This window comes from Aciditerrimonas ferrireducens (assembly GCF_023130475.1).
In the GTDB taxonomy this organism is placed as follows: domain Bacteria; phylum Actinomycetota; class Acidimicrobiia; order Acidimicrobiales; family UBA8190; genus Aciditerrimonas; species Aciditerrimonas ferrireducens.
This window is the reverse complement of sequence record NZ_JAKHEX010000020.1, coordinates 1-20,056: the sequence shown is the minus strand read 5'-3', so window position 1 is coordinate 20,056 and position 20,056 is coordinate 1. Positions and strand designations below refer to the sequence as shown.

Sequence of the window (20,056 nt, the reverse complement as noted above, 5' to 3'; positions counted from 1 at the left end):
CCATGGCCTCTTCGCACCCTGAGATCCCTCGCGCCGAGACCACCCCCACGCCGACCTCGGCTCCGCTCCCCCCCGAGACCCCCGTGGCCTGCTACCTGGTGACCCAAGCAGACGGCCAGCTCACCCAGGGCCCAACCACCCTGCCCCTCTCGGAGCTCGGACCCGGCGAGGTGCTCGTCGAGGTGGCCTGGTCGTCGGTCAACTACAAAGACGCCATGGTCACCCAGCCCGGGAACCGGGTGGCCCGGCGTTCCCCCCTCGTCCCCGGGGTCGACCTCGCCGGCAGGGTCCTTCAGAGCGACGACCCCGGCATCACCCCGGGCACCGCCGTCGTGGTCCACGGCTACGACCTCGGGGTGGCCCACCACGGGGGCTTCGCCGCCCTGGCGCGGGTGCCCGCTTCCTGGGTGGTGGCCTTGCCGGCGGGTCTCGACCCGCGGGCCGCCATGGTGGTCGGCACCGCGGGATTCACCGCCGCCATGTCGGTCGACGCCCTCGAACGGGTCGGCCTCGAACCGGCTCGGGGCCCCGTGCTGGTCACCGGGGCCTCGGGCGGCGTCGGGTCCATGGCCGTCGCCATGCTCGCCCGGCGCGGCTACCGCGTGGTGGCCTCCAGCGGCAAGACCCAGGAGCGGACCTGGCTCGAAGCCCTGGGGGCCAGCGAGGTGATCGGCCGGGACGACCTCGAGCCCAACCCTGGACGGGTGCTCGGCCCGGGCCGCTTTGCCGCCGCCGTGGACTGCGTGGGGGGCAGGACCCTCGCGCTCGTGCTCCGGGACCTCGCCTACGGGGGCGCCGTGGCCGCCAGCGGCCTGACCGGCGGGGCCGAGCTGGTCACCACCGTCTACCCCTTCATCACCCGCGGGGTCAGCCTGCTCGGCATCGACACCGTCGCCACCGACCGGACCCGCCGTCAGCAGGTCTGGGCCCGGATCGCCGACCCTGCCGACCTGCGGCCCGGGGACCTCGAACGCTTCGTCGACCGCGAGGTCGGCCTCGGCGGGCTCGGCGAGGCCCTCCAGGACGTCCTCGCCGCCCGGGTCCGGGGCCGGGTGCTCGTCCAGCCCTCCCGCTGAGGCCGGCCTCAGCTGCCAGGCACGGCGGTGGCGGCCGCCGGCGAGCCCGGGGAGAACAGGGCCGAGACGTGGACCGAGCCGCTGCTGCAGACCTGGAGGTCGCTCGGGATGCTCAGGGCCGCCACGTCACCGGGCGGCTCGACGCGCAGCGCTGTGGCCGTCGGGCAGGTGCTCGCCCCCGGCGCCGGGCTGTCGGGCAGCCCGATGTTGAACTCGACGCTCGCCCCCGGGGCGAGCACGAGGGCCGTGGGGGTCGGCGCCTCGAAGGGCACGCTCCCGCCTGGCACGACCGTCGCCGACAGGACGTTCTGGTCGCTGCCGAGGAACTGCACGCCCGGGTAGCCCTCCAGCCCGCAGGGCTGCCCCCCGGTGTTCGACAGCGCCACCGTCGCTTCCAGCAGGCCGCCGCCGCCCTGGACGCCCACCAGGTGGCCCGCCAGCTCGGCGGTCGGGCACGTCGGGGTCCCGCCGCCGGCGCTGGCCCCGACCGAGCCCAGGGCGCTCGGCACCCCGGCCGACCCGCTGGTGCCGCCCCGGCCGCCTCCCGCCGAGGACCCGCCCGCCCCGGTCGTCGAGCCACTGCTCCTGCTGGTCGAGCCCGCGGCGCCCTGTCCCGACGGGGCCTTCGCGCCCCGAGCCGTGGCCTCCCGCGACCGATGGACGCCGTGCGGGGCCGAGGAGCCGCAGGCCGCCAGCACGAGGGCCGCCAGCACCACGCCGGCTGGACCGCCCACCCAGCCCGTGCGGCGACCCCGCGACGCTCGACCCGCCACCCGCCGGGGCGCCGCCCGCTGGGGCGCTGGCGCCCCGTTCACGACGAGAAGTCCTCGGGGCGCACCTGGTCCAGGAACTGTCGGAACTGGCCCACGAGCTCCTCGGGGCTCAGGTCCTCCTCCTCGTCCTCGTCCTCCGTGGGCAGCACGATGGCCTCGGCGTCCATCAGCTCGTCGGCCACGAACAAGGGACTCCCCGTCCGGACCGCCAGGGCCACGGCGTCCGAGGGGCGGCTCGAGACGTGGACCGTCGTCCCGTTGCTGACCAGGTGCAGCTCGGCGTAGTAGGTGGCCGAGCGCAGCTCGGTGATCACCACCCGCTCCAGGCGCACCCCGAGCTCCTCGAGCACGTCCCGGAACAGGTCGTGCGTCATCGGCCGGGGGGTCGCCACTCCCTGGACGGCGAAGGCGATGGCCGTGGCCTCGGGGGCGCCGATGAAGATGGGAAGAGACCTCCCGGCGCCGCTGGTCTCGGTGAGCAGGAGGACCGGCGTGTTCGACTGCAGGTCGACCTTCACGGCGCTCAGCCGCACCTCCACCATGCCGCGAACTTACCGCCCCGCCCGGGCAGCCGTCTCGGCATCGCCGGCCAGCTCAGCGGAGGAGATCGCCGAGGGCTTCGGCCACCAGGGCCTGGTGGAGGGCCTGGCCCAAGGTGACCAGCTCCTCGGCCACGGCCCGGGCCCGCTGGCGGGCCTCGGGGTTCCGTTGCCGCAGCAAGGGCAGCACCACCTGCTCCACGAACCCGGCCTCCCGCTCGGCGGCGTGCTTGTAGCTCCGCAGATGCCGGGCCTCGAGGCCGAACCGAGCGAAGCCCGCCGCTGCCCTGGCCACCGCCAGGCCCGTCTCGTCGTAGACCGGTTCCCCGGCCACCCGCCGGGCTGGCCGCAGCAAGCCGTAGGCCTCGAGGGCCTCCACGGTCCCCGGCTCCAAGCCGCTCAGGGTCACCAGTTCGGCCGCGCTGTACCCCGCCTCGGAGAGGCCCGGGTCCTTGTGCCGAGGCGTCCCGGCCTCCCGGGCGGCCCCGTTCGTCCCCGCTCGTCCACGAATGCCTGCTCGTCCCGCCTCGCCGACCGGCGGGGGGAAGCCGGGGAGGACCCCGGGGTCAGCCGGCCCGACCGCAGGCGCATCCTCGCCGCCCGCCGGCTCGGCCGGCTGCCCGAGCGGCGCGTCCTCCTCGGCCAGCTCGGGCGGCCTCCCCCCGGCGGCCTCGAGGCGGCCCTTGATGACCTTGAGCGGGAGGAAGTGCTCCCGCTGCTGCCGCAGGATCCACCGGAGCCGGGCGACGTCCTCGTCGTAGAACTTCCGGTAGCCCGACGGGGTCCGCTCCGGGCTCACCAGGCCCTGGCTCTCGAGGAACCGGATCTTCGAGATCGTGACGTCGGGGAACTCTTCCTGCAGCAGGCTCAGCACGTCGCCGATCGACAGGTAGCTCCGGCCGCTCACCCTCGTCGACCCCCTTGCGCCCCCTCCGTGCTCATGCCTCGGGGCCGGCCACGAAGAGCAGCTTGAACTTGCCGATCTGGACCTCGTCCCCGCTTCGGAGCTTCGCCTCCTCGATCCGCTCGTGGTTCACGTAGGTCCCGTTCAAGGACCCGAGGTCCCGGATCCGGTAGCCGTCCTCGCCCCGGGCGATCTCGGCGTGGCGCCGCGAGACGGTGATGTCGTCGAGGAAGATGTCGCTCTCGGGGTGCCGGCCCACGGCGGTCGTCGGGGCGACCAGCACGAAACGAGTCCCGGCGCTCGGGCCGTGCCGCACCACCAGGACCCCGGTGTCCGAGGGGACCGGCAGCTCGAGCGCAGCCTCCTCTCCCCCCTGGTCGGCCAGGGCGTCCTCTAGCCGGATGGTCACCGTCGTGGTGTCCGCCCAAGCCGTCACCAAGGCCGCGCCGCACGAGGCGCAGAAGTTGGCGTCGGGGGGGTTCCGGTGCCCGCAGTTGGTGCAGAACGCCACGGGCCTACGCTAGCCGCTCGGCCCTTCCCGACCCCGAGGCGCGCGTCACCCACGGGCGAGGCGCGCCTCGGGTCAGCGCTCGACCAGCCGCCGGTAGGCGGCGGCGTCCAGCAGCTGCTCCAGCGCGCCCCGCTCGGCCGGCTCCACCTCGCAGAGCCAGCCCTCGCCGTAGGGGTCCTGGTTGATCCGCTCCGGGGCGTCGACCAGGGCCTCGTTCACCGCCACCACCCGTCCGGCCACGGGGGCGTAGACCTCCGAGACGGACTTCGTCGACTCCACCTCCCCCAGCACCCCCCCGGCCTCGACCTCGGTGCCAACGGCCGGCAGTTGCACGTAGACCACGTCACCCAGGGCGTCCTGGGCGTAGTCGGTGATGCCGATCCGGACCCGCTCGCCCCCCGCCGCCACCCACTCGTGCTCCTCCGTGTAGCGCAGCTCCTCGGGGACCCGCATGCCCTGGACCCTAGCCACTCGCCCGCCGCCCGGCCAGGTCGACGGCCCGGACCGCAGGGCCCCCGGCTGCCGGGCAGCCAGACCCGGTCAGACCAGCAGTTGGCGCACCCGAGCGGCCTGCTCCTCCACCCGGGCCCGGGCCGCCTCCTCGCTGGCCGCCTCGACCCAGACGTGGGTGACCGGCTCCTCGGGGTCGGGCACCACGAGGGTCCAGCCCTCCGCGTCGAGCACCTTGACCCCGTCGACCAGGACCAGGTCCCGGCCGGCAAGGCGCTCCACGAGGCTCCGCATCACCGTGCCCTTCTGCTCCCAGGGGGTCACCACCTCCTCGTGGGCGGTCCAGATCCGGGGGACCCGGGAGGACCAGCGCGAGAGCCGGTGCGTGCCCCCATCAGGCTCGGCCAGCAGGTCCAGGAGGTGGGCGACGGTGGCCACGGCGTCGAAGGCCGGCAGGAAGCGCGGGAAGATGAAGCCGCCTTCCAGGCTCCCGGCGAAGTCCGTCTCCCGGTCGCTGGCCACTTCCATGAGGTGCGCCGGGGCGGTCCGCTCGGCAGCCGACGGGGCGGCCACAGGCAACGCGACCCGGCGGGCCCGGCCCCGGCTGGTCACCAGGTCGACCAGCAGCACCAGGGCCTCGTGGTCGGCCAGGACCCGGCCCTCGTCGTCCACCAGGGTCAGGTGCTCCCCCCCCGGGTCGATGACCGCCCCGAGGTCGGCCCCCGAGGACCGCACCAGGTCGGCCACCCGGGCGGCCGCACCCTGGCGGTCCCCCCCGATCGAGCGGGCCGTGGCCGCGTAGGGATTGACGGCCAGGACGTCGGCCCCCAGCTTGGCCAGGACGTTGGGCATGACGAAGCTGGCCGTGCCGTAGGAGTAGTCCAGGACCAGCTTGAAGCCCGCCTTGGCCACTCGGTCGACGTCGATCCGGTCCATGAGGGCCGCCGTGTAGTACTCGAGGGTCCGGGCCGGGTAGCGCAGGTCGCCGATGTCCGAGGCGAAGGTCCGTCGGAACTCTTCCCGGGCGTAGAGCCGCTCGATCTTCCGCTGGGCCGCCTCGTCCAGGTCGATGCCGTCCCGGTCGAAGAACCGGATGACCACCGACTGGGTGTCCTGCTCGTCCAGGCGGACCGTGATCCCCCCCTGGCTCGGTCCCGAGCGGACCTGGAACCGGGTGACCGGCACCGTGGCCACCTCCAGGTCCTCCACGTCCACCCCGGCGGCGTTGCAGCCCACCATGATCGCCCGCTTCAGGACCCGGGCCGCCCGGCTCGTGTCCCTCGACGCGGTGACCGTCGAGCCCTTCTCCAGGGTCGAGGCCCAGGCCATGGCCAGCCGCAGAGCCAGCTCGGGACCGACGTCGACGTTCGCCAGGCCGGTCACGCCCTGGCGGCCGAAGAGGCTCCTGGCCCCCCGGGACTCCAGGACGATGGAGGTGTTGACCGTCGCCCCCATCTCCACCGTCTTGAACGGAAAGACCTTGATGCCGGCCTTCAAGACGGCGGCGGCCCCCACGAAGACCTCGTCGCCGAGCACCACCCCCTCCTCGAGGTGGCAGCCCTGGCGCAGGTCGCAGGCCCGCCCGACCACCGAACCCTCCACCCGCACGCCCGAGGCCAGGTGGCTGCCGTCGTGGACCACGCTCCGCTCGACCGCAGCGTTCTCCCCCACCCGGACGTTCGGTCCGAGGACCGTGTAGGGCCCGATGACCGATCCCGGGCCGACCGTGACGTTGTCGCCGATCAGGGCCGGGCCCCGCACCTCGGCGGCGGGGTCCACCGTGGCCCCCTTCCCCAGCCAGACCCCCTGGCGGAGCTCGAACCCCAGGTCCCCGACGGCCACCTTCCGGTCCAAGACGTCCTGGTGGGCCCGGAGATACGCCTCGAGGGTGCCCACGTCCTCCCAGTACCCCTCGGCCACCCAGCCGTACACCGGTCGGCCGGCGGCCAGGGCAGCGGGGAAGACCTCCCCGGAGAAGTCCACCGGGCGTCCGCTCGGGACCAGGTCGAGGATCTCGGGCTCGAGCACGTAGACCCCGGTGTTGATGGTGTCCGAGAACACCTGTCCCCAACTGGGCTTCTCCAGGAACCGTTCGATGGCCCCGTCGGGCCGAGTGATGACGATGCCGAACTCCAAGGGGTCCTCGACCGCCTTCAGGGCCAAGGTCGCCAGCGCCCCCCGCTCCTCGTGGAAGGCCACCAGGGCACTCAGGTCCAGGTCGGTCAGGACGTCCCCCGAGATGACCAGGAACCGCTCGCCGAGGAGGTCCCGGGCGTTGGCCACCGACCCGGCCGTCCCCAGGGGGGTCTCCTCCGCGGCGTAGCGGATCCGCACCCCGAGCTCCGAGCCGTCCCCGAAGTAGTTCCGGATGGCACTCGCCATGAACGCCACCGTCACCACCACGTCGTCGAAGCCGTGCCGCTTCAGCAACCCCAGGACGTGCTCCATCATCGGCCGGTTGGCCATCGGCAACATGGGCTTGGGCTGGTTCGAGGTCAGGGGGCGCAGCCGTGTCCCCTCGCCTCCGGCCATGATGACCGCCTTCATCGCCCTCCGCCCCGTCCGTGCTGCCTCCAGGGAGCCATCGTCTGGACCCTACCCGCCCGGCCCGCCGACGGCTGGCACCGCCGCTCAGGGCGCCGGGACCGGCTCCTCGTCCCCGAAGGGATCGGCCGCAGCTGAGCCGGGCCAGTCGATCACCGAGCCGCCCGCCCCGCTCGCCCGGCGACAAGAGCAGCCCGAGCCTCCGGCAGGTAGCGACCAGCCGCCACCCAGGCCAGGCACAGACCGCCAAGGCCGATCACCCAGGCCGCCGACCGGAGGTCGCCCTGCCAGGTAGCCGAGCCGTGGGCCAGCAAGAAGGCAGGGTACGCGGCCATGAGGGCGAAGGTGCCGGCCTTGCCGATGAAGAGCACGTCGATCCGTTTTGCCCCGAGGGCCGCAAGCAGGAGCACTGCGCCCGAAACGAGTGCTTCGCGAGCCACGGTCAGAGCAGCGAACCAGGGCGGCACCGCCCCGACGATCACCGTGCAGAGGACGGCCGTAGCCACCAGCAGCCGGTCGGCGGTGGGGTCCAGGACCTTGCCGAGGGTCGAGACCTGGTGAAAGTGTCGCGCCACGGTCCCGTCCACCCAGTCCGTCGCCCCTAGGCCGGCCAGCAACCCCGCAGCGGCACTCTGTTGGTGCGCACCGAAGAGCAACCACACGAACAGCGGCACACAGGCCAGCCGAACCGCCGTCACCAGGTTCGGGACGGTCAGTATCCGATCCTCCGTGCCTGCCGACGCCAGTTCCTGGGCGAGTGCCGGGCCATCGGCGTGCTGGGGAGCGGGAGCCGCCTGGACCATCACCTCAGTCTACGGAGCCGGCCTCACGCTGGACGTCGCCGCTTCGGCACCGACCAGCCCCCGCAGTCCGCTCGCCCCTGCGGCGACGCGCCTGTCGACTGCTTTGCGCCAACGCCATCGAGCACACCGGGGAGGCGACAACCACCAATAATCATCTTCGCGATTATGATTGTGGGCGGTTCGCGCCTGCGGACCATTGCGGGAAGAGGAGAGCGTTCAGAACCATGGGTGAGCGACGGGGACGTTCGGCGACCACGACCAAGAAGGCCGTCGGGACCCGCGACAGAGTCGTGGCCTGGCTCGCGACGGCTGGCCCGGTCGTCGACGCCTCGGGCATGGCGAGCACGGCACTTGCGAGTGCCGTGGAGTATCCGGGCAGCAGCATCGCCTTCGCCCAGCTCCTCTCGGGCATGGAGCGGGCCGGTCTCATTCGTCGGGAGATCCGGGGGAAGCGGACCTACCGCATCGAGCTCACCGACGAGGGCCAGGCTCGTGCCGGGCAGGCCCGCCGGGACCCCGATCCGGTGCCGGAGACGTCCGAGGCGCCACCCGCCCACAGGCCCGTCGCTCGAACCGCTCGGCGGGAACAGGTCTCGCGTGTCGCGGCGCCATTCGTCGGATCCCCGGACGGCGTCGACTACGACGAGCTCGCTCGCCGCTTGCTCGCCCAGGTTGCCGAGATCCTTGGTCGGCACGAGTCCCCGTCCGACACCGCGAGGAGTGCGGGCGAGGGTCGGACCTGGCTGAACCGGCGTCTGGTCGGCCTCGAACGCCAGGTCGGTGAGCTGCAACGGGAGCTTGCTCGGGTCCGCGCCGCTCGGGAAGCCCTCGAAGAGGAGAACGAGACGCTTCGCCAGCAACTCGAACGCACCCAACAGAACCTCGAAGCAGTGGAGGCTCGTCTCCGGGCCCCCCGTCGGCCGACGCCCGATGCCAGGGCAGCCGAGCTCGACGACGGTGAGCTGGCGCTCCTCCAACGTATGCTCGACCGGCCACGGGGCCGCCGGGCCGCGACCCGGGTGACCCGGATCAGCTGACCACCCGGAGCCCTCAGGCATCCTCGCCTGGGAAGCGGCTCGTGCCGCGCTCCTCTGGGCTCGGGAACACCGCGCCTCAGGGTGCTCCGAGCCCACCGGCCCGGCCCTCGGCCCGGCCCGGTACCCTGGCCCTCGGTGTCCGAACCCGGACGCCAGCCCTGCAAGCCCTGCCATGGCGACCCCTGCCCCGAGCCGTTCGACGACCACCCAGCCGGCGCGCGCCCCTCGCCGAAGGACGAGGGCCGACGGGCGCGCCGATGGTGGTCTGCGCCGAGCGACGGTGCTCACCATGGCGCTGGCCACCGGGGCGGCGGTGGCGAACAACTACTTCGCCCAGCCCCTCCTGCCGGTCATCGGCCGGGACCTCCACCTCTCGGCGGGTACCGCTGGCCTCATCGTGACCGTCGCCCAGTTGGCCTACGCCGCGTCCTTGTTCTTCGTGCTCCCCCTCGGCGACCTCCTGGAGCGCCGCCGCCTGGTGGTCACCTTGAGCCTGGCGACCGCCGTCGGCCTCGTCTGGTTCGGGCTGTCCCCCCGGGGGCCCCTGATCCTCGCAGCGGCAGCCGCCGTCGGGGGCACCACGGTCATGGCCCAGGTGCTCGTGCCCTTCGCTGCCTCCCTCGCCTCCGACGGGGAACGGGGCCGGGTGGTGGGGACGGTCATGAGCGGCCTGCTCGTCGGCGTGCTCCTGGCCCGCACCGTGGCCGGGGCCCTCGCGCAGCTCGGCACCTGGCGGACCGTCTACCTCGCCTCGGCCGGCGTCATGCTCCTCCAGGCCCTGGTGCTCAACCGGGCCCTGCCCCGCTGGCGGAACACCGAGCGCCTCCCCTACGGGCGCACCCTGGCCTCGACGCTGCGCCTGGCGCTCGAGGAGCCCCTGCTGCGCCTCCGGGCCGCCTACGGGTTCCTCTCCTTCGCCACCTTCTCGGTGCTCTGGACCTCCATGGCGTTCCTCCTCGCCCACCGCTACCACCTCGGCCCGGCCCTCATCGGCCTCTTCGGCCTGGCCGGGGCGGCCGGGGCCCTCACCGCCACCCGGGCCGGCCGCCGCTCGGACCGCGGGCTGCTGCGGTCGACCACCCTGGCCACCAGCGGGCTGCTGGTCCTGGCCTGGGCGCCCCTCTGGCTCGGCAGTCGCAGCCTCTGGCCCTTCGTCGTCGGCATCGTCCTGCTCGACATCGGGGCCCAGGGCCTCCACATCTCGAACCAGGGCGCCATCTACCTCATCCGGCCGGAGGCCCGCAGCCGCGTGACCAGCGTCTACATGGTGACCTACTTCTGCGGCGGGGCGCTGGGCTCAGCCCTCTCCACCCGGGTTTACGCCTCGGCCGGCTGGAACGGGGTCAGCCTCCTCGGCGCCGGCTTCGGCGCGGCCGCGGCCCTCCTCGCCCTGGTGGCAACCACCGTGCCGCGGCTCCGCCGGGTCGAAGACCCCGCCGCCGTGCCGGTGGTGCACGGCGCAGCGGCTGACACCTGAGGGGCCCAGCAGGAGGTCTCCGGCACGATCGGCACCGGCCCGGCACCGGGGGCGGCGTGCCCCTCGACCGTCGCCGCCCGGTGCCGGTCGACACCGGGGGTATCGGTCGAGCCGGACGATCCCTTGACCCGCGCCGGCCGGGGCATCGCCCGACCCGCCACTCAATGTGCGGGCCCCGGGACCTCCCACGTGCCGCCCGAGGCCAAGAGGGCAGCCAGGTCCCCGGGTCCCCGGCGCTCCTGGGCCTCGAGCAGCTGCCGGGTCATGGCCTCCCCGTACTCGGGTCGCTCCACGTCCCGGAACACCCCGATGGGGGTCGGCTCAAAGGGGCCGCGGGCCAGACGGGACAGGGCGAAAGCCAGGCCAGGGTCGTCGCGGTGCTCGTCGTGCACGAGGACCCGCTCCACCCCCACCTCGGCGACCGGGGCGATCCGCAGCTGCCCGTCCTCCCCCATGACCACGCCGTACTGGCCCTCGGCGCCGAAGACGATCGGCTGGCCGTGCACCAGCGGGATCAGCATGTCGGCCCGCTGGTCCCGGCCGGTGATCCGCTCGAAGGCACCGTCGTTGAAGACGTTGCAGTTCTGGTAGATCTCGACGAAGGCCGCCCCCCGGTGCTCGTGGGCCCGGCGGAAGGTCTCCTGCATGTGCTTGCGGTCCATGTCGTGGGTGCGGGCCACGAAGGTGGCCTCGGCACCAAGGGCCAGGCTGATCGGGTTGAAGGGGGTGTCCAAGGAGCCAAAGGGCGTGGACTTCGTGACCTTGCCCACCTCCGAGGTCGGCGAGTACTGGCCCTTGGTCAACCCGTAGATCTGGTTGTTGAACAACAGGATGGTGATGTTCACGTTCCGCCGAAGGGCGTGGATGAGGTGGTTGCCCCCGATGGAGAGGGCGTCCCCGTCCCCGGTCACCACCCACACGTCGAGGTCCGGCCGGGTGACCGCCAGGCCGGTGGCGATCGCCGGGGCCCGGCCGTGGATGGTGTGCATGCCGTAGGTCTGCATGTAGTAGGGGAACCGGGCCGCGCAGCCGATCCCCGAGACGAACACGGTGTTCTCCCGACGCACCCCCAGCTCGGGCAGGAGCATCTGGAGGGCGGCCAGGATCGAGTAGTCCCCGCACCCCGGGCACCAGCGGACCTCCTGGTCCGAGGCCCAGTCCTTCCGGGTGGTCGTCGGCACGGCCAGATCGGTCATTCCTGCTCCTCGCTCGTCGCGCTCCCAGCCGCCACCCCGAGGGTGTCGAGGACTGCTTCCTCGATCTCCCGGGCCCGGAACGGCTGGCCCTGCACCTTGGTGAGCGGCTGGGCGTCGACCAGGAACTCGGCCCGCACCAGCTTCACCAGCTGCCCCAGGTTCACCTCCGGCACCAGGACCTTCGGGTAGGCCCGCAGGACCTCGCCGAGGTTCGACGGGAAGGGGTTCAGGTGCACCAGGTGGGCGTGGGCGACCTTGAGGCCCCGGGCCCGGACCCGGCGGACCCCGGCGGCGATGGCCCCGTAGGTGGAGCCCCAGCCGAGCACCAGGACCGGCGCGCTCCCCAGGCCGTCGGGGTCGTCGACGGCGACCGGGGGGATGCTGGCCGCGACGGCCGCCAGCTTGGCCGCCCGCTCGTGGACCATCCGCTCGTGGTTCTCCCCGTCGTAGGAGACGTTGCCGCTCCCCGCCTGCTTCTCCAGGCCGCCGATGCGGTGCTCGAGCCCGGGCGTGCCCGGCACGGCCCAGGGCCGAGCCAGGGTCACCGGGTCCCGCAGGTACGGCCAGAACTCGGCCGTGCCGTCGGCCCGCTCGTGGTTCGGCTGGGTGGCGAAGTTCGCCTCGATGGTCGGCAGGTCCTCGACCGCCGGCAGCCGCCAGGGCTCCGCCCCGTTGGCCAGGTAGCCGTCGGAGAGCAGGATGACCGGGGTCCGGTACGTCACGGCGATCCGGGCCGCCTCGATGGCCACGTCGAAGCAGTGCGAGGGGGTCATGGCCGCCACCACCGGCACCGGCGCCTCCCCGTGCCGACCGTAGAGCGCCTGGAGCAGGTCGCCCTGCTCGGTCTTCGTCGGCATCCCCGTCGACGGCCCGGCCCGCTGGATGTCCACCACCACCAGCGGCAGCTCCAGGTTCACCGCCAGGCCCACGGCCTCGGCCTTGAGGTCCATGCCGGGCCCCGAGGTGGTCGTCACCCCGAGCGCACCGCCGAAGGCCGCCCCGATGGCCGCCCCGATCCCGGCGATCTCGTCCTCGGCCTGGAGGGTCCGCACCCCGAAGTGCTTCTGCTTCGACAGCTCGTGGAGGATGTCGGAGGCCGGCGTGATGGGGTAGGAGCCGAGGAACAGCGGCAGCTTCGCCTGCCGGGCCGCAGCGATGAGGCCCCAGGCCAAGGCGGTGTTGCCGGTCACGTTCGTGTAGGTCCCCGGCTCCACCGGCGCCGGCCGGACCTGGTAGTTCGACTCGAACAGCTCGGCGGTCTCCCCGAAGTGGTAGCCGGCCTTGAAGGCCCGGGTGTTCACCTCGGCGACCTCCGGCCGCCCGCCGAAGCGCTCGGCGATCCAGGCCAAGGTCGGCTCCACCGGGCGGCTGTAGAGCCAGCTCACCAGGCCCAAGGCGAAGAAGTTCTTCGACCGCTCGGCGTCCCGGGGCTTCACGCCGGCCTCCTTGCCGACCTGCATGGTCAGGGAGGTCATGGGCACCTCGTAGACCGTGAAGGCGGCCAGGGACCCATCGCTGAGCGGGTTGGCCTGGTAGCCGGCCTTCTCGAGGGACCGCTGGTCGAAGGCGTCGACGTTCACGATGATCGTGCCGCCGGGGGCCATGAGCCCCAGGTTCGCCCGCAGCGCCGCGGGGTTCATGGCCACGAGCACGTTCGGGGCGTCCCCCGGGGTCAAGATGTCGTGGTCCGAGATGTGGACCTGGAACGCCGACACCCCGGCCAGGGTCCCCGCCGGCGCCCGGATCTCCGCCGGGAAGTCCGGCAGCGTGGCCGTGTCGTTCCCAAGCAGCGAGCTGACGGTGGTGAACCGGCTCCCGGTCAGCTGCATCCCGTCCCCCGAGTCGCCGGCGAAGCGCACGACGACTCGGTCGAGTTCCTTGGTCTTGCGAGGCACCACAGTGGACACAGCCCCTCCCGGTCCGGGCGACGACGAGCCGGGCCGGACCGGTCACGGCCCCGAGGGGTCCGGGCCGGTGGGCCCGCCGACCCGAGCCTACCAGCGCGCCGACCCAGCTCAGGCGATGGTCACCGACGGGTCGAGGAAGACGTCCTGGACGGCGTGGAGCAGCGCCACCCCCTCGGCCATGGGGCGCTGGAAGGCCTTGCGGCCCACGATGAGGCCCGTCCCGCCGGCCCGCTTGTTGATGACCGCCGTCCGCACCGCCTGGGCCAGGTCCCCGGCCCCCCGGGACTCCCCGCCGGAGTTGATGAGCCCGATCCGCCCGGCGTAGCAGTTCAGGACCTGCCAGCGGGTCAGGTCGATCGGGTTGGCGGTGGTCAGCTGGTCGTAGACCAGGGGATCGGTCCGGCCGAAGCCGAGGGCCACGTAGCCCCCGTTGTTCTCCGGCTGCTTCTGCTTGATGAGGTCGGCCTCCAAGGTGACCCCGATGTGGTTCGCCTGGCCGGTCAGGTCCGCGGCCACGTGGTAGTCGGCGTCCTTCGTCTTGAAGGCCGGGTTCCGCAGGTAGCACCACAGGACGGTGAACAAGCCCCGCCGATGGGCCTCGGCGAAGGCCGCCGAGACCTCCTGGAGCTGGCGGTCGCTCTGCTCGGAGCCGAAGTAGATGGTGGCCCCCACCCCGATCGCCCCCAGGTCAGCCGCCTGGGCCACCTGGGCGAACATGACCTGGTCGTAGGTGTTCGGGTAGTGCAGGAAGTCGTTGTGGTTCAGCTTCACGATGAAGGGGATCTTGTGGGCGTAGCGACGGGCCACCACCCCGAGGCCCCCGAGGGTCGTCGCGATGGCCGAGCACCCGGCCTCGATGGCCAGCTCGCAGAGGTTCGCCGGGTCGAAGTAGGCCGGGTTCTTGGCGAAGCTGGCCGCCCCCGAGTGCTCGATCCCTTGGTCGACCGGCAGGATCGACAGGTAGCCGGTCCCGCCCAGTCGGCCCGTGCCGTAGAGGGTTGCCAGGCTCCGCAGCACCGGCACGGGCCGGTCGCTGTCCCGGAACACCCGGTCCACGATGTCGGGCCCCGGCAGGACCAGCTCGTCGCGGGGCACGCCCTTGCACTCGTGGGTCAACAGCTCCTCGGCCTCGTCACCGAGCAGCCCTGCGATGTCCGTTGCCACCGCCACGCCTCCTTCGCTCTCGGCTCCCCACCGGGGCGTCGACGGCCAGCCGAACACCCCCGAGGGGACCGCGTCGGATGCTAGCGCTGCCCACCCCGGGCCCCCGGGCCGCTCCTGGCAGCTTGTCCAAGGGCCCGGAGGGCCCGCTCGATGCCCTCGTCGTCCACGTCGTGGTGGGTCACCAGTCGGAGGACTCCCGGGCCGACGCTCGAGGCGAGCACGCCCTCCTCCTGAAGGGTCCGAAGGACAGCCTCGGGGTCGGGGGGTTCGAAGAGCACCATGTTCGTCGGGGCGGCCGCCAGCTCCCCGGTCGGGTCGCCGAAGCACTCGGCCGCCGCCGCGGCCAGCCGGCGGGCCCGCCGGTGGTCCTCGGCGAGGCGCTCGACCATCTGCTCCAGGGCCACGAGCCCAGCGGCCGCCAGCACCCCCACCTGCCGCATGCCGCCCCCCATGCGGTGCCGCAGCTCCCGGGCCTCGGCCACGAGGTCGGCCGGGCCGGCCAGGAGCGACCCGGCCGGGGCGCAGAGCCCCTTGGAGAGGCAGGTGGCCACCGTCGTGGCCACCGCTGCCAGCTCCGCCGCCGACACCCCGCTTGCCACCTGGGCGTTCCAGAGGCGGGCGCCGTCGAGGTGGATCGGCACCCCCCGGCACACGGCCCCCAGACGCGCCAGGTCGCCCGGGTCCCAGATGGCCCCACACGCCGCGGCGTGACTGTTCTCCACGGCCACCAGGGCCACCGGCGGCCAGTGGTGGAGCTCGGCGGCCAGGGCCCAGGCCAGCTCCCCGGGGTCGAGGATCCCGTGAGGATCGGCGACCGGGTGCAGCTGCAGGCCCCACCAGGCGGCCGCCCCACCGGCCTCATGGGCCAGGACGTGCTGCCGACCGCCCAGGACCACCCGTGCACCCGGACGCCCGAGCACCCCGAGGGCCAGCTGGTTCGCCATCGTCCCCGAGGGCACGAAGAGCGCGGCCTCCTTGCCGAGCAGCTCGGCGACCCGCTCCTCCAGGCGCCGGACCGTGGGGTCCTCGCCCCAGCCGTCGTCGCCCACCTCGGCCTCGGCCATGGCCCGCCGCATGGCCGGGGTGGGTTTCGTCACCGTGTCGCTCCGGAGGTCCACCAGCCCGTCTGCCACGGACCCAGGCTAGGGGCCGGACCCGCCTCGGGGATCGACCGGTCGACGCCGCCGCCTGCGGGCCGCTCGGACCCAGGGCGTGCTCGGGGACGACGGGCCCTCAGGGGCGACGGGCCAGGTCGCCCAGGGTGCGGTCCTCGGCCGGTCGTCGTCCTCGGCGCGTCCGGACCGTGCCCGGGGGCCCGCCCAGGGCTTCGAGGCGGGCCGCGGCGTCGGCCAGCTCGGGGTCGGCGGCGACCACCCGGGCGAAGAGCTCCCGGGCGCCGGCCAGGTCCCCGCTGCGCTCCAGGAGGTCGCCCAGCAGGTACCACTGCCGTAGGTGGCGGGCCGCCGGGTTCGCCCGCCGCCGCATGGCCCCTGCCTCGACCAGGAGCGCGACCGCCCCCTGCAGGTCCCCCTGGTCGGCCAGGTCCCCGGCGAGCACCAAGCGGCCTTCGGCCAGCAGGTCGGCGTCCGGGGACGCCCGCCGGAGCTCCTCGAACCGGGCCGCCACCTCCCGGTGCTGGCCCAGCGCCCGATGGCAGTCCATCACGACCGGCAGCTGGCTCACGTCGCCGCCGGTCAGCTCGGCGGCTGCCTGCAGGTGACCGAGGGCCTGGCGCCAGCGGCCCAGCCGGTAGCAGGCGAGCCCGTGCAGCTCCCGGACGGCCGCCGACCCGGGGGCGACGCGGACCAAGCGGCTCGTGATGCGCAGGGCGTCGAGATAGCGGTCGGCGGCGTAGGCCTCGGCCGCCCGGGTCAGCTCGGCGACCAACCGGCCGGCTCGGGGGCCGCCGGCGTCCTCCAGCTCCCGCACCACCTCCCCGTCCAGCTCGACCGGGGCCGGCGGACGGGCGGGCCGGCCACCTCGAGGTCCCTGGCTCGGGCTCGGGCCCTTGGGCACCCGCTCGACGCGCTGAGCCCTTCGCTCGACGACCTCCGAGCTGCCAGGGGCCGGTCCTGGCGGCGACCCCGCCCCGCGGCCCACCGACCGGGCCGGTCGCCCTCCCTGACGCACCCCCTGGCGGGCCACCGCACCCCAGGCCCGCGCCCGCCCGGTCGGCTCGCCTGCTCCCTGGCGAGACACCCCCGCCCGGCGCCCGGAACGACCGCCCTGGGCGGCGCCGGCGCGCCGATCGGGGGAGGCAGGGTGCCGGGGAGCCACCGTGGCAGGCTAGCGCCCCCCGAACGGGACCCGACGCGCCAAGGGGATCCTGCTCGCGGGCCAAGTTCGGTCCCAACACGTGCAACAGGGCTCGCGTTGGGTTACGGTTCGGCAAGCGTTCCGTGACGATCAGGTGACGGAAGCGGGGGTAGGCACCGGTGAGCCGACCATCGGCACCGGTCCGTGACGAGGAGGGAGGGTCCATGCGAACCATCCGTGGCGGCACCCCGAGCCGCCGAATGCGTCGAGCACTGGGGGGCGTCGGCGTGCTCTGCGTGGGCGCGCTCACCCTGGCCTCGTGCTCGTCGTCCTCGAGCAGCGCAGCGGCGCCGACGAAGGCCTCCGCGATCCCCTCCGGGGGCACGAAGCTGACCGGGGGCACGGTGGTCTGGGCGGAGCCGCCCTCGGCCACGCCGAACTACATCTTCCCCTTCGACACGTCCCAGTACTCGACGGTCGACAACATCTCGCAGTTCCAGTACCTGCTCTACCGGCCCCTCTACATGTTCGGGTCGCCGCAGAGCACGAGCCCGACGGTCGACCCAGCGCTCTCGCTGGCCGACCTGCCGGTGTTCTCGAAGAACGACAGCGTGGCCACCATCACCCTGAAGCACTACATGTGGTCGAACGGGGAGCAGGTCACCGCCAACGACGTGCTGTTCTGGATGAACATGCTGCACGCCGAGAAGAACAACTGGTACGACTACGTGCCGGGGTACTTCCCGGACAACGTCACCAGCGTCACGGTGGACAGCCCCACCCAGCTGACCATCACCTTCAACCGGTCCTACAACCCGACCTGGTTGCTCTACAACGAGCTGTCCCAGATCACCCCCATGCCGAAGGCCTGGGACGTGACCTCCCTCGGTGGGGCGCCGGGCTCGGGCGGCTGCTCGACCGGGACCTACGGGGCGGCCTCGACCGACTCGGCGTGCACCGCGGTCTACAACTTCCTGGCCAACCAGGCCAAGAACCTGGCCGGCTACGCCTCGAGCCCGATCTGGTCGGTGGTCGACGGGCCGTTCAAGCTGGCGTCGTTCAGCACCTCGGGCCAGGTGGTCATGGTCCCGAACCCCGACTACTCCGGTCCCCAGAAGCCGATCATCTCGAAGTTCGAGGAGGTGCCCTTCACCACCGAGGACGCCGAGTACAACGCCCTGCTGGGCGGTGACCTGACGGTCGGCTACCTCCCGACCACGGACCTGACGGCCAGCACGTCGAACCCGCTCGAGCCCGGTCCGAACAACCCGCGGCTGGCGGGCAAGTACTACATGGATCCGTGGGTGCTCTTCGGGTTCAACTATGCCGTCTTGAAGTTCGAGTCCACCGGTGACCACGGGGCGGCCGGCGCGATCTTCAAGCAGCTCTACATCCGCCAGGCCATGCAGTCCCTGGTGGACCAGACGGCGATGATCTCGAAGCTGCTGAAGGGCTACGGCGTGCCGAGCTACGGCCCGGTGCCGGTCCTGCCGCCGAACTCGTTCGTGGACAGCTACGAGAAGTCCAACCCCTACCCCTACGACCCGGCGAAGGCCAAGGCCCTTTTGGCCGACCACGGCTGGAAGGTCGTGCCGAACGGGACCGACACCTGCGTGAAGCCTGGCACCGGATCCGGTGAGTGCGGAGCCGGCATCCCCGCCGGCACCCCGCTCAGCTTCACCTTCGCCTACGCCACGGGGGTGACCTGGATCCAGCAGACCGCCACCATCGAGCAGTCGGCCTGGAAGTCGGTGGGCATCAACGTCACCCTGGCACCAGGCACCTTCAACACCGTGGTCGGCGACTACTCGCCCCCGTGCACGAGCCCGTCGAGCTGCAGCCTGGAGATGGGCTGGTGGGGCGGTGGCTGGGAGTACAGCCCCGACTACTACCCCTCGGGTGAGACCCTGTTCCTCACCGGCGCGGGCTCCAACTCGGGCAACTACTCGAGCCCGGAGGCCGACAAGCTCATCGAGCAGACCGTGCAGACCACGACGAACCTGGACCAGTACCAGAACTACCTGGCCCAGCAGCTGCCGGTCATCTACGAGCCGAACGCCGACTACTCGCTGACCGAGGTGGCCGAGAACCTCCGTGGCGTGGTGCCGCAGAACCCGTTCTCGAACCTCTTCCCCGAGTACTGGTACTTCGTGAAGAAGTGACCGGCGAGCTCGTCCTTCCCCGCCGGCCAGCCCCGCTGGCCGCAGGTGGGCCGAGCCGAGGAGCGACCGAGCGGCCGGGGGCGACCCCGGCCGCTCGGCGCGACCGGCCCGCCTGCTCCCGTCCGACCTGCTCCGCCCGGCCGCGCCGCCGGGCCGTGGCTAGCATCCGGCCGTGATCGGGTTCCTCGTCCGGCGGCTCGGCCAGGCCATCGTCGTGGTCCTGGCGGTCATCGCCGCCATGTTCCTCCTCATCCACGTCATCCCCGGCGGCGAGGCCCGCGCGGTGCTCGGCCCACGAGCCACGGCCATCGCCATCGCCCAGTTCAAGCGGCAGAACGGCCTGGACCTGCCGCTGTGGGACCAGTTCCTCCACTACGTCTGGAACCTGGCCCGCTTCCAGCTGGGCCGGTCCCCGAAGTACAACCAGCCGGTCCTCACCCTCATCGGGACCCGCCTGCCCAAGACCCTGATCCTCGTCGGGTTGGCCACCATCCTGGCCCTGGTGGTGGCCATCCCCCTCGGCATCTTCCAGGTGGTCCGCCGGAACCGGCTGGAGGACTACGTGCTGACCGGGCTGGCGTTCATCTTCTACGCCATGCCCTCGTTCCTGCTCGGCACGCTCCTCATCCTCTTCTTCGCCGTGGACCTCAAGTGGTTCCCGGTCGAGGCCCCCCAGGCCCAGAGCGTCGGGGGGATCCTCAGCGATCCCCGGGGCCTGGTCCTGCCGGTGGTGACCCTGGCGGCCATCACCATCGCCTCCTTCAGCCGGTACATGCGCTCGTCGATGATGGAGACCCTGACCCAGGACTACATCCGGACCGCCCGGGCCAAGGGGGTCGGACCCCGCCGGGTCCTCTGGGCCCACGCCCTGCGCAACGCCCTCATCCCGATCGTGACCCTGCTCGGCCTCTCCGTGCCGGCCATCGTGAGCGGCGCGGTCATCACCGAGGACGTCTTCAACTACCCGGGCATGGGCAAACTGGCGGTGGACGCCGCCTTGAACGTGGACATCCCGACCCTGCTCGGGGTGACCTTCGTCATCACCGTGGCCACGGTCGCCGGGAACCTGCTGGCCGACATCCTCTACGCCGTGGTGGATCCGCGGATCCGCTACGCCGCTGCCTGAGCGGAGGGACCGTCATGAGCCTGGTACCCGAACCCGACCTGCTGGACCTGGCCTCCGAGACGACCACCGGGGCACCCGGCGCCCCCGAGCCCGCTGGCGGCGAGGTGGCGGACCTCGGTGGCCTGCTGCGC

General features: G+C 72.9%; 17 protein-coding genes. 5 read left to right on the top strand and 12 right to left on the bottom strand.

Annotated features, from left to right (window positions below):
* Positions 1-2: 2 nt before the first annotated feature.
* Positions 3-1,076 carry an acrylyl-CoA reductase family protein gene (locus Acit_RS10395; protein WP_248108809.1) on the top strand — a complete coding sequence of 358 codons (1,074 nt, stop codon included), beginning with the start codon at positions 3-5 and terminating at the stop codon, positions 1,074-1,076.
* Between the two features lie 8 nt (positions 1,077-1,084).
* Here Acit_RS10395 and Acit_RS10390 read toward each other — a convergent pair whose 3' ends face one another.
* The 7 genes from Acit_RS10390 to Acit_RS10360 all read right to left on the bottom strand — a co-directional run bounded on the left by Acit_RS10390 (position 1,085) and on the right by Acit_RS10360 (position 7,600).
* Positions 1,085-1,810 carry a DUF4232 domain-containing protein gene (locus Acit_RS10390; protein ID WP_312710488.1) on the bottom strand — a complete coding sequence of 242 codons (726 nt, stop codon included), beginning with the start codon at positions 1,808-1,810 and terminating at the stop codon, positions 1,085-1,087.
* Between the two features lie 77 nt (positions 1,811-1,887).
* Positions 1,888-2,391: a bifunctional nuclease family protein gene (locus Acit_RS10385; protein ID WP_248108807.1), complete on the bottom strand. Its 504-nt coding sequence runs from the start codon at positions 2,389-2,391 to the stop codon at positions 1,888-1,890.
* Between the two features lie 52 nt (positions 2,392-2,443).
* Entirely contained in the window at positions 2,444-3,295 is an 852-nt protein-coding gene (locus tag Acit_RS10380; protein ID WP_248108805.1) for a MerR family transcriptional regulator, read from the bottom strand.
* Between the two features lie 31 nt (positions 3,296-3,326).
* On the bottom strand, positions 3,327-3,803 hold the full coding sequence (locus Acit_RS10375) for an FHA domain-containing protein (protein WP_248108803.1): 477 nt from the start codon (positions 3,801-3,803) through the stop codon (positions 3,327-3,329).
* Positions 3,804-3,875: 72 nt separating this feature from the next.
* Positions 3,876-4,256 carry a glycine cleavage system protein GcvH gene (gene gcvH, locus Acit_RS10370; protein WP_248108801.1) on the bottom strand — a complete coding sequence of 127 codons (381 nt, stop codon included), beginning with the start codon at positions 4,254-4,256 and terminating at the stop codon, positions 3,876-3,878.
* An 87-nt stretch (positions 4,257-4,343) separates the two neighbouring features.
* On the bottom strand, positions 4,344-6,785 hold the full coding sequence (locus tag Acit_RS10365; RefSeq protein ID WP_248108799.1) for a sugar phosphate nucleotidyltransferase: 2,442 nt from the start codon (positions 6,783-6,785) through the stop codon (positions 4,344-4,346).
* Between the two features lie 164 nt (positions 6,786-6,949).
* Positions 6,950-7,600 (bottom strand): CDP-alcohol phosphatidyltransferase family protein, encoded by a 651-nt coding sequence (locus Acit_RS10360; protein WP_248108797.1) that lies wholly within the window; start codon positions 7,598-7,600, stop codon positions 6,950-6,952.
* 335 nt (positions 7,601-7,935) lie between these two features.
* On the opposite strand from Acit_RS10360, the gene Acit_RS10355 reads away from it, so the two are divergent.
* Entirely contained in the window at positions 7,936-8,637 is a 702-nt protein-coding gene (locus Acit_RS10355; RefSeq protein WP_248108795.1) for a cell division protein ZapB, read from the top strand.
* A 289-nt stretch (positions 8,638-8,926) separates the two neighbouring features.
* Entirely contained in the window at positions 8,927-10,114 is a 1,188-nt protein-coding gene (locus Acit_RS10350; RefSeq protein WP_248108792.1) for an MFS transporter, read from the top strand.
* A gap of 161 nt (positions 10,115-10,275) precedes the next feature.
* Here Acit_RS10350 and Acit_RS10345 read toward each other — a convergent pair whose 3' ends face one another.
* The 5 genes from Acit_RS10345 to Acit_RS13195 all read right to left on the bottom strand — a co-directional run bounded on the left by Acit_RS10345 (position 10,276) and on the right by Acit_RS13195 (position 16,310).
* Positions 10,276-11,310 carry a 2-oxoacid:ferredoxin oxidoreductase subunit beta gene (locus Acit_RS10345; protein WP_248108790.1) on the bottom strand — a complete coding sequence of 345 codons (1,035 nt, stop codon included), beginning with the start codon at positions 11,308-11,310 and terminating at the stop codon, positions 10,276-10,278.
* Positions 11,307-13,217 carry a 2-oxoacid:acceptor oxidoreductase subunit alpha gene (locus Acit_RS10340; protein WP_248108788.1) on the bottom strand — a complete coding sequence of 637 codons (1,911 nt, stop codon included), beginning with the start codon at positions 13,215-13,217 and terminating at the stop codon, positions 11,307-11,309. Before Acit_RS10340 ends, Acit_RS10345 begins: the two co-directional genes overlap by 4 nt.
* A 108-nt stretch (positions 13,218-13,325) precedes the next feature.
* Complete coding sequence (locus tag Acit_RS10335) at positions 13,326-14,381, bottom strand: class I fructose-bisphosphate aldolase (RefSeq protein ID WP_248108787.1); 1,056 nt, start codon at positions 14,379-14,381, stop codon at positions 13,326-13,328.
* A gap of 80 nt (positions 14,382-14,461) precedes the next feature.
* Positions 14,462-15,514 (bottom strand): threonine aldolase family protein, encoded by a 1,053-nt coding sequence (locus Acit_RS10330; RefSeq protein WP_248108785.1) that lies wholly within the window; start codon positions 15,512-15,514, stop codon positions 14,462-14,464.
* Positions 15,515-15,614: 100 nt separating this feature from the next.
* Positions 15,615-16,310 (bottom strand): tetratricopeptide repeat protein, encoded by a 696-nt coding sequence (locus Acit_RS13195; protein WP_282436774.1) that lies wholly within the window; start codon positions 16,308-16,310, stop codon positions 15,615-15,617.
* A gap of 551 nt (positions 16,311-16,861) precedes the next feature.
* On the opposite strand from Acit_RS13195, the gene Acit_RS10320 reads away from it, so the two are divergent.
* Together Acit_RS10320 and Acit_RS10315 are read left to right on the top strand one after the other, a co-directional pair.
* Positions 16,862-18,799 carry an ABC transporter substrate-binding protein gene (locus Acit_RS10320; RefSeq protein WP_248108783.1) on the top strand — a complete coding sequence of 646 codons (1,938 nt, stop codon included), beginning with the start codon at positions 16,862-16,864 and terminating at the stop codon, positions 18,797-18,799.
* Between the two features lie 172 nt (positions 18,800-18,971).
* Positions 18,972-19,925 carry an ABC transporter permease gene (locus Acit_RS10315; protein WP_248108781.1) on the top strand — a complete coding sequence of 318 codons (954 nt, stop codon included), beginning with the start codon at positions 18,972-18,974 and terminating at the stop codon, positions 19,923-19,925.
* Positions 19,926-20,056: the final 131 nt, after the last annotated feature.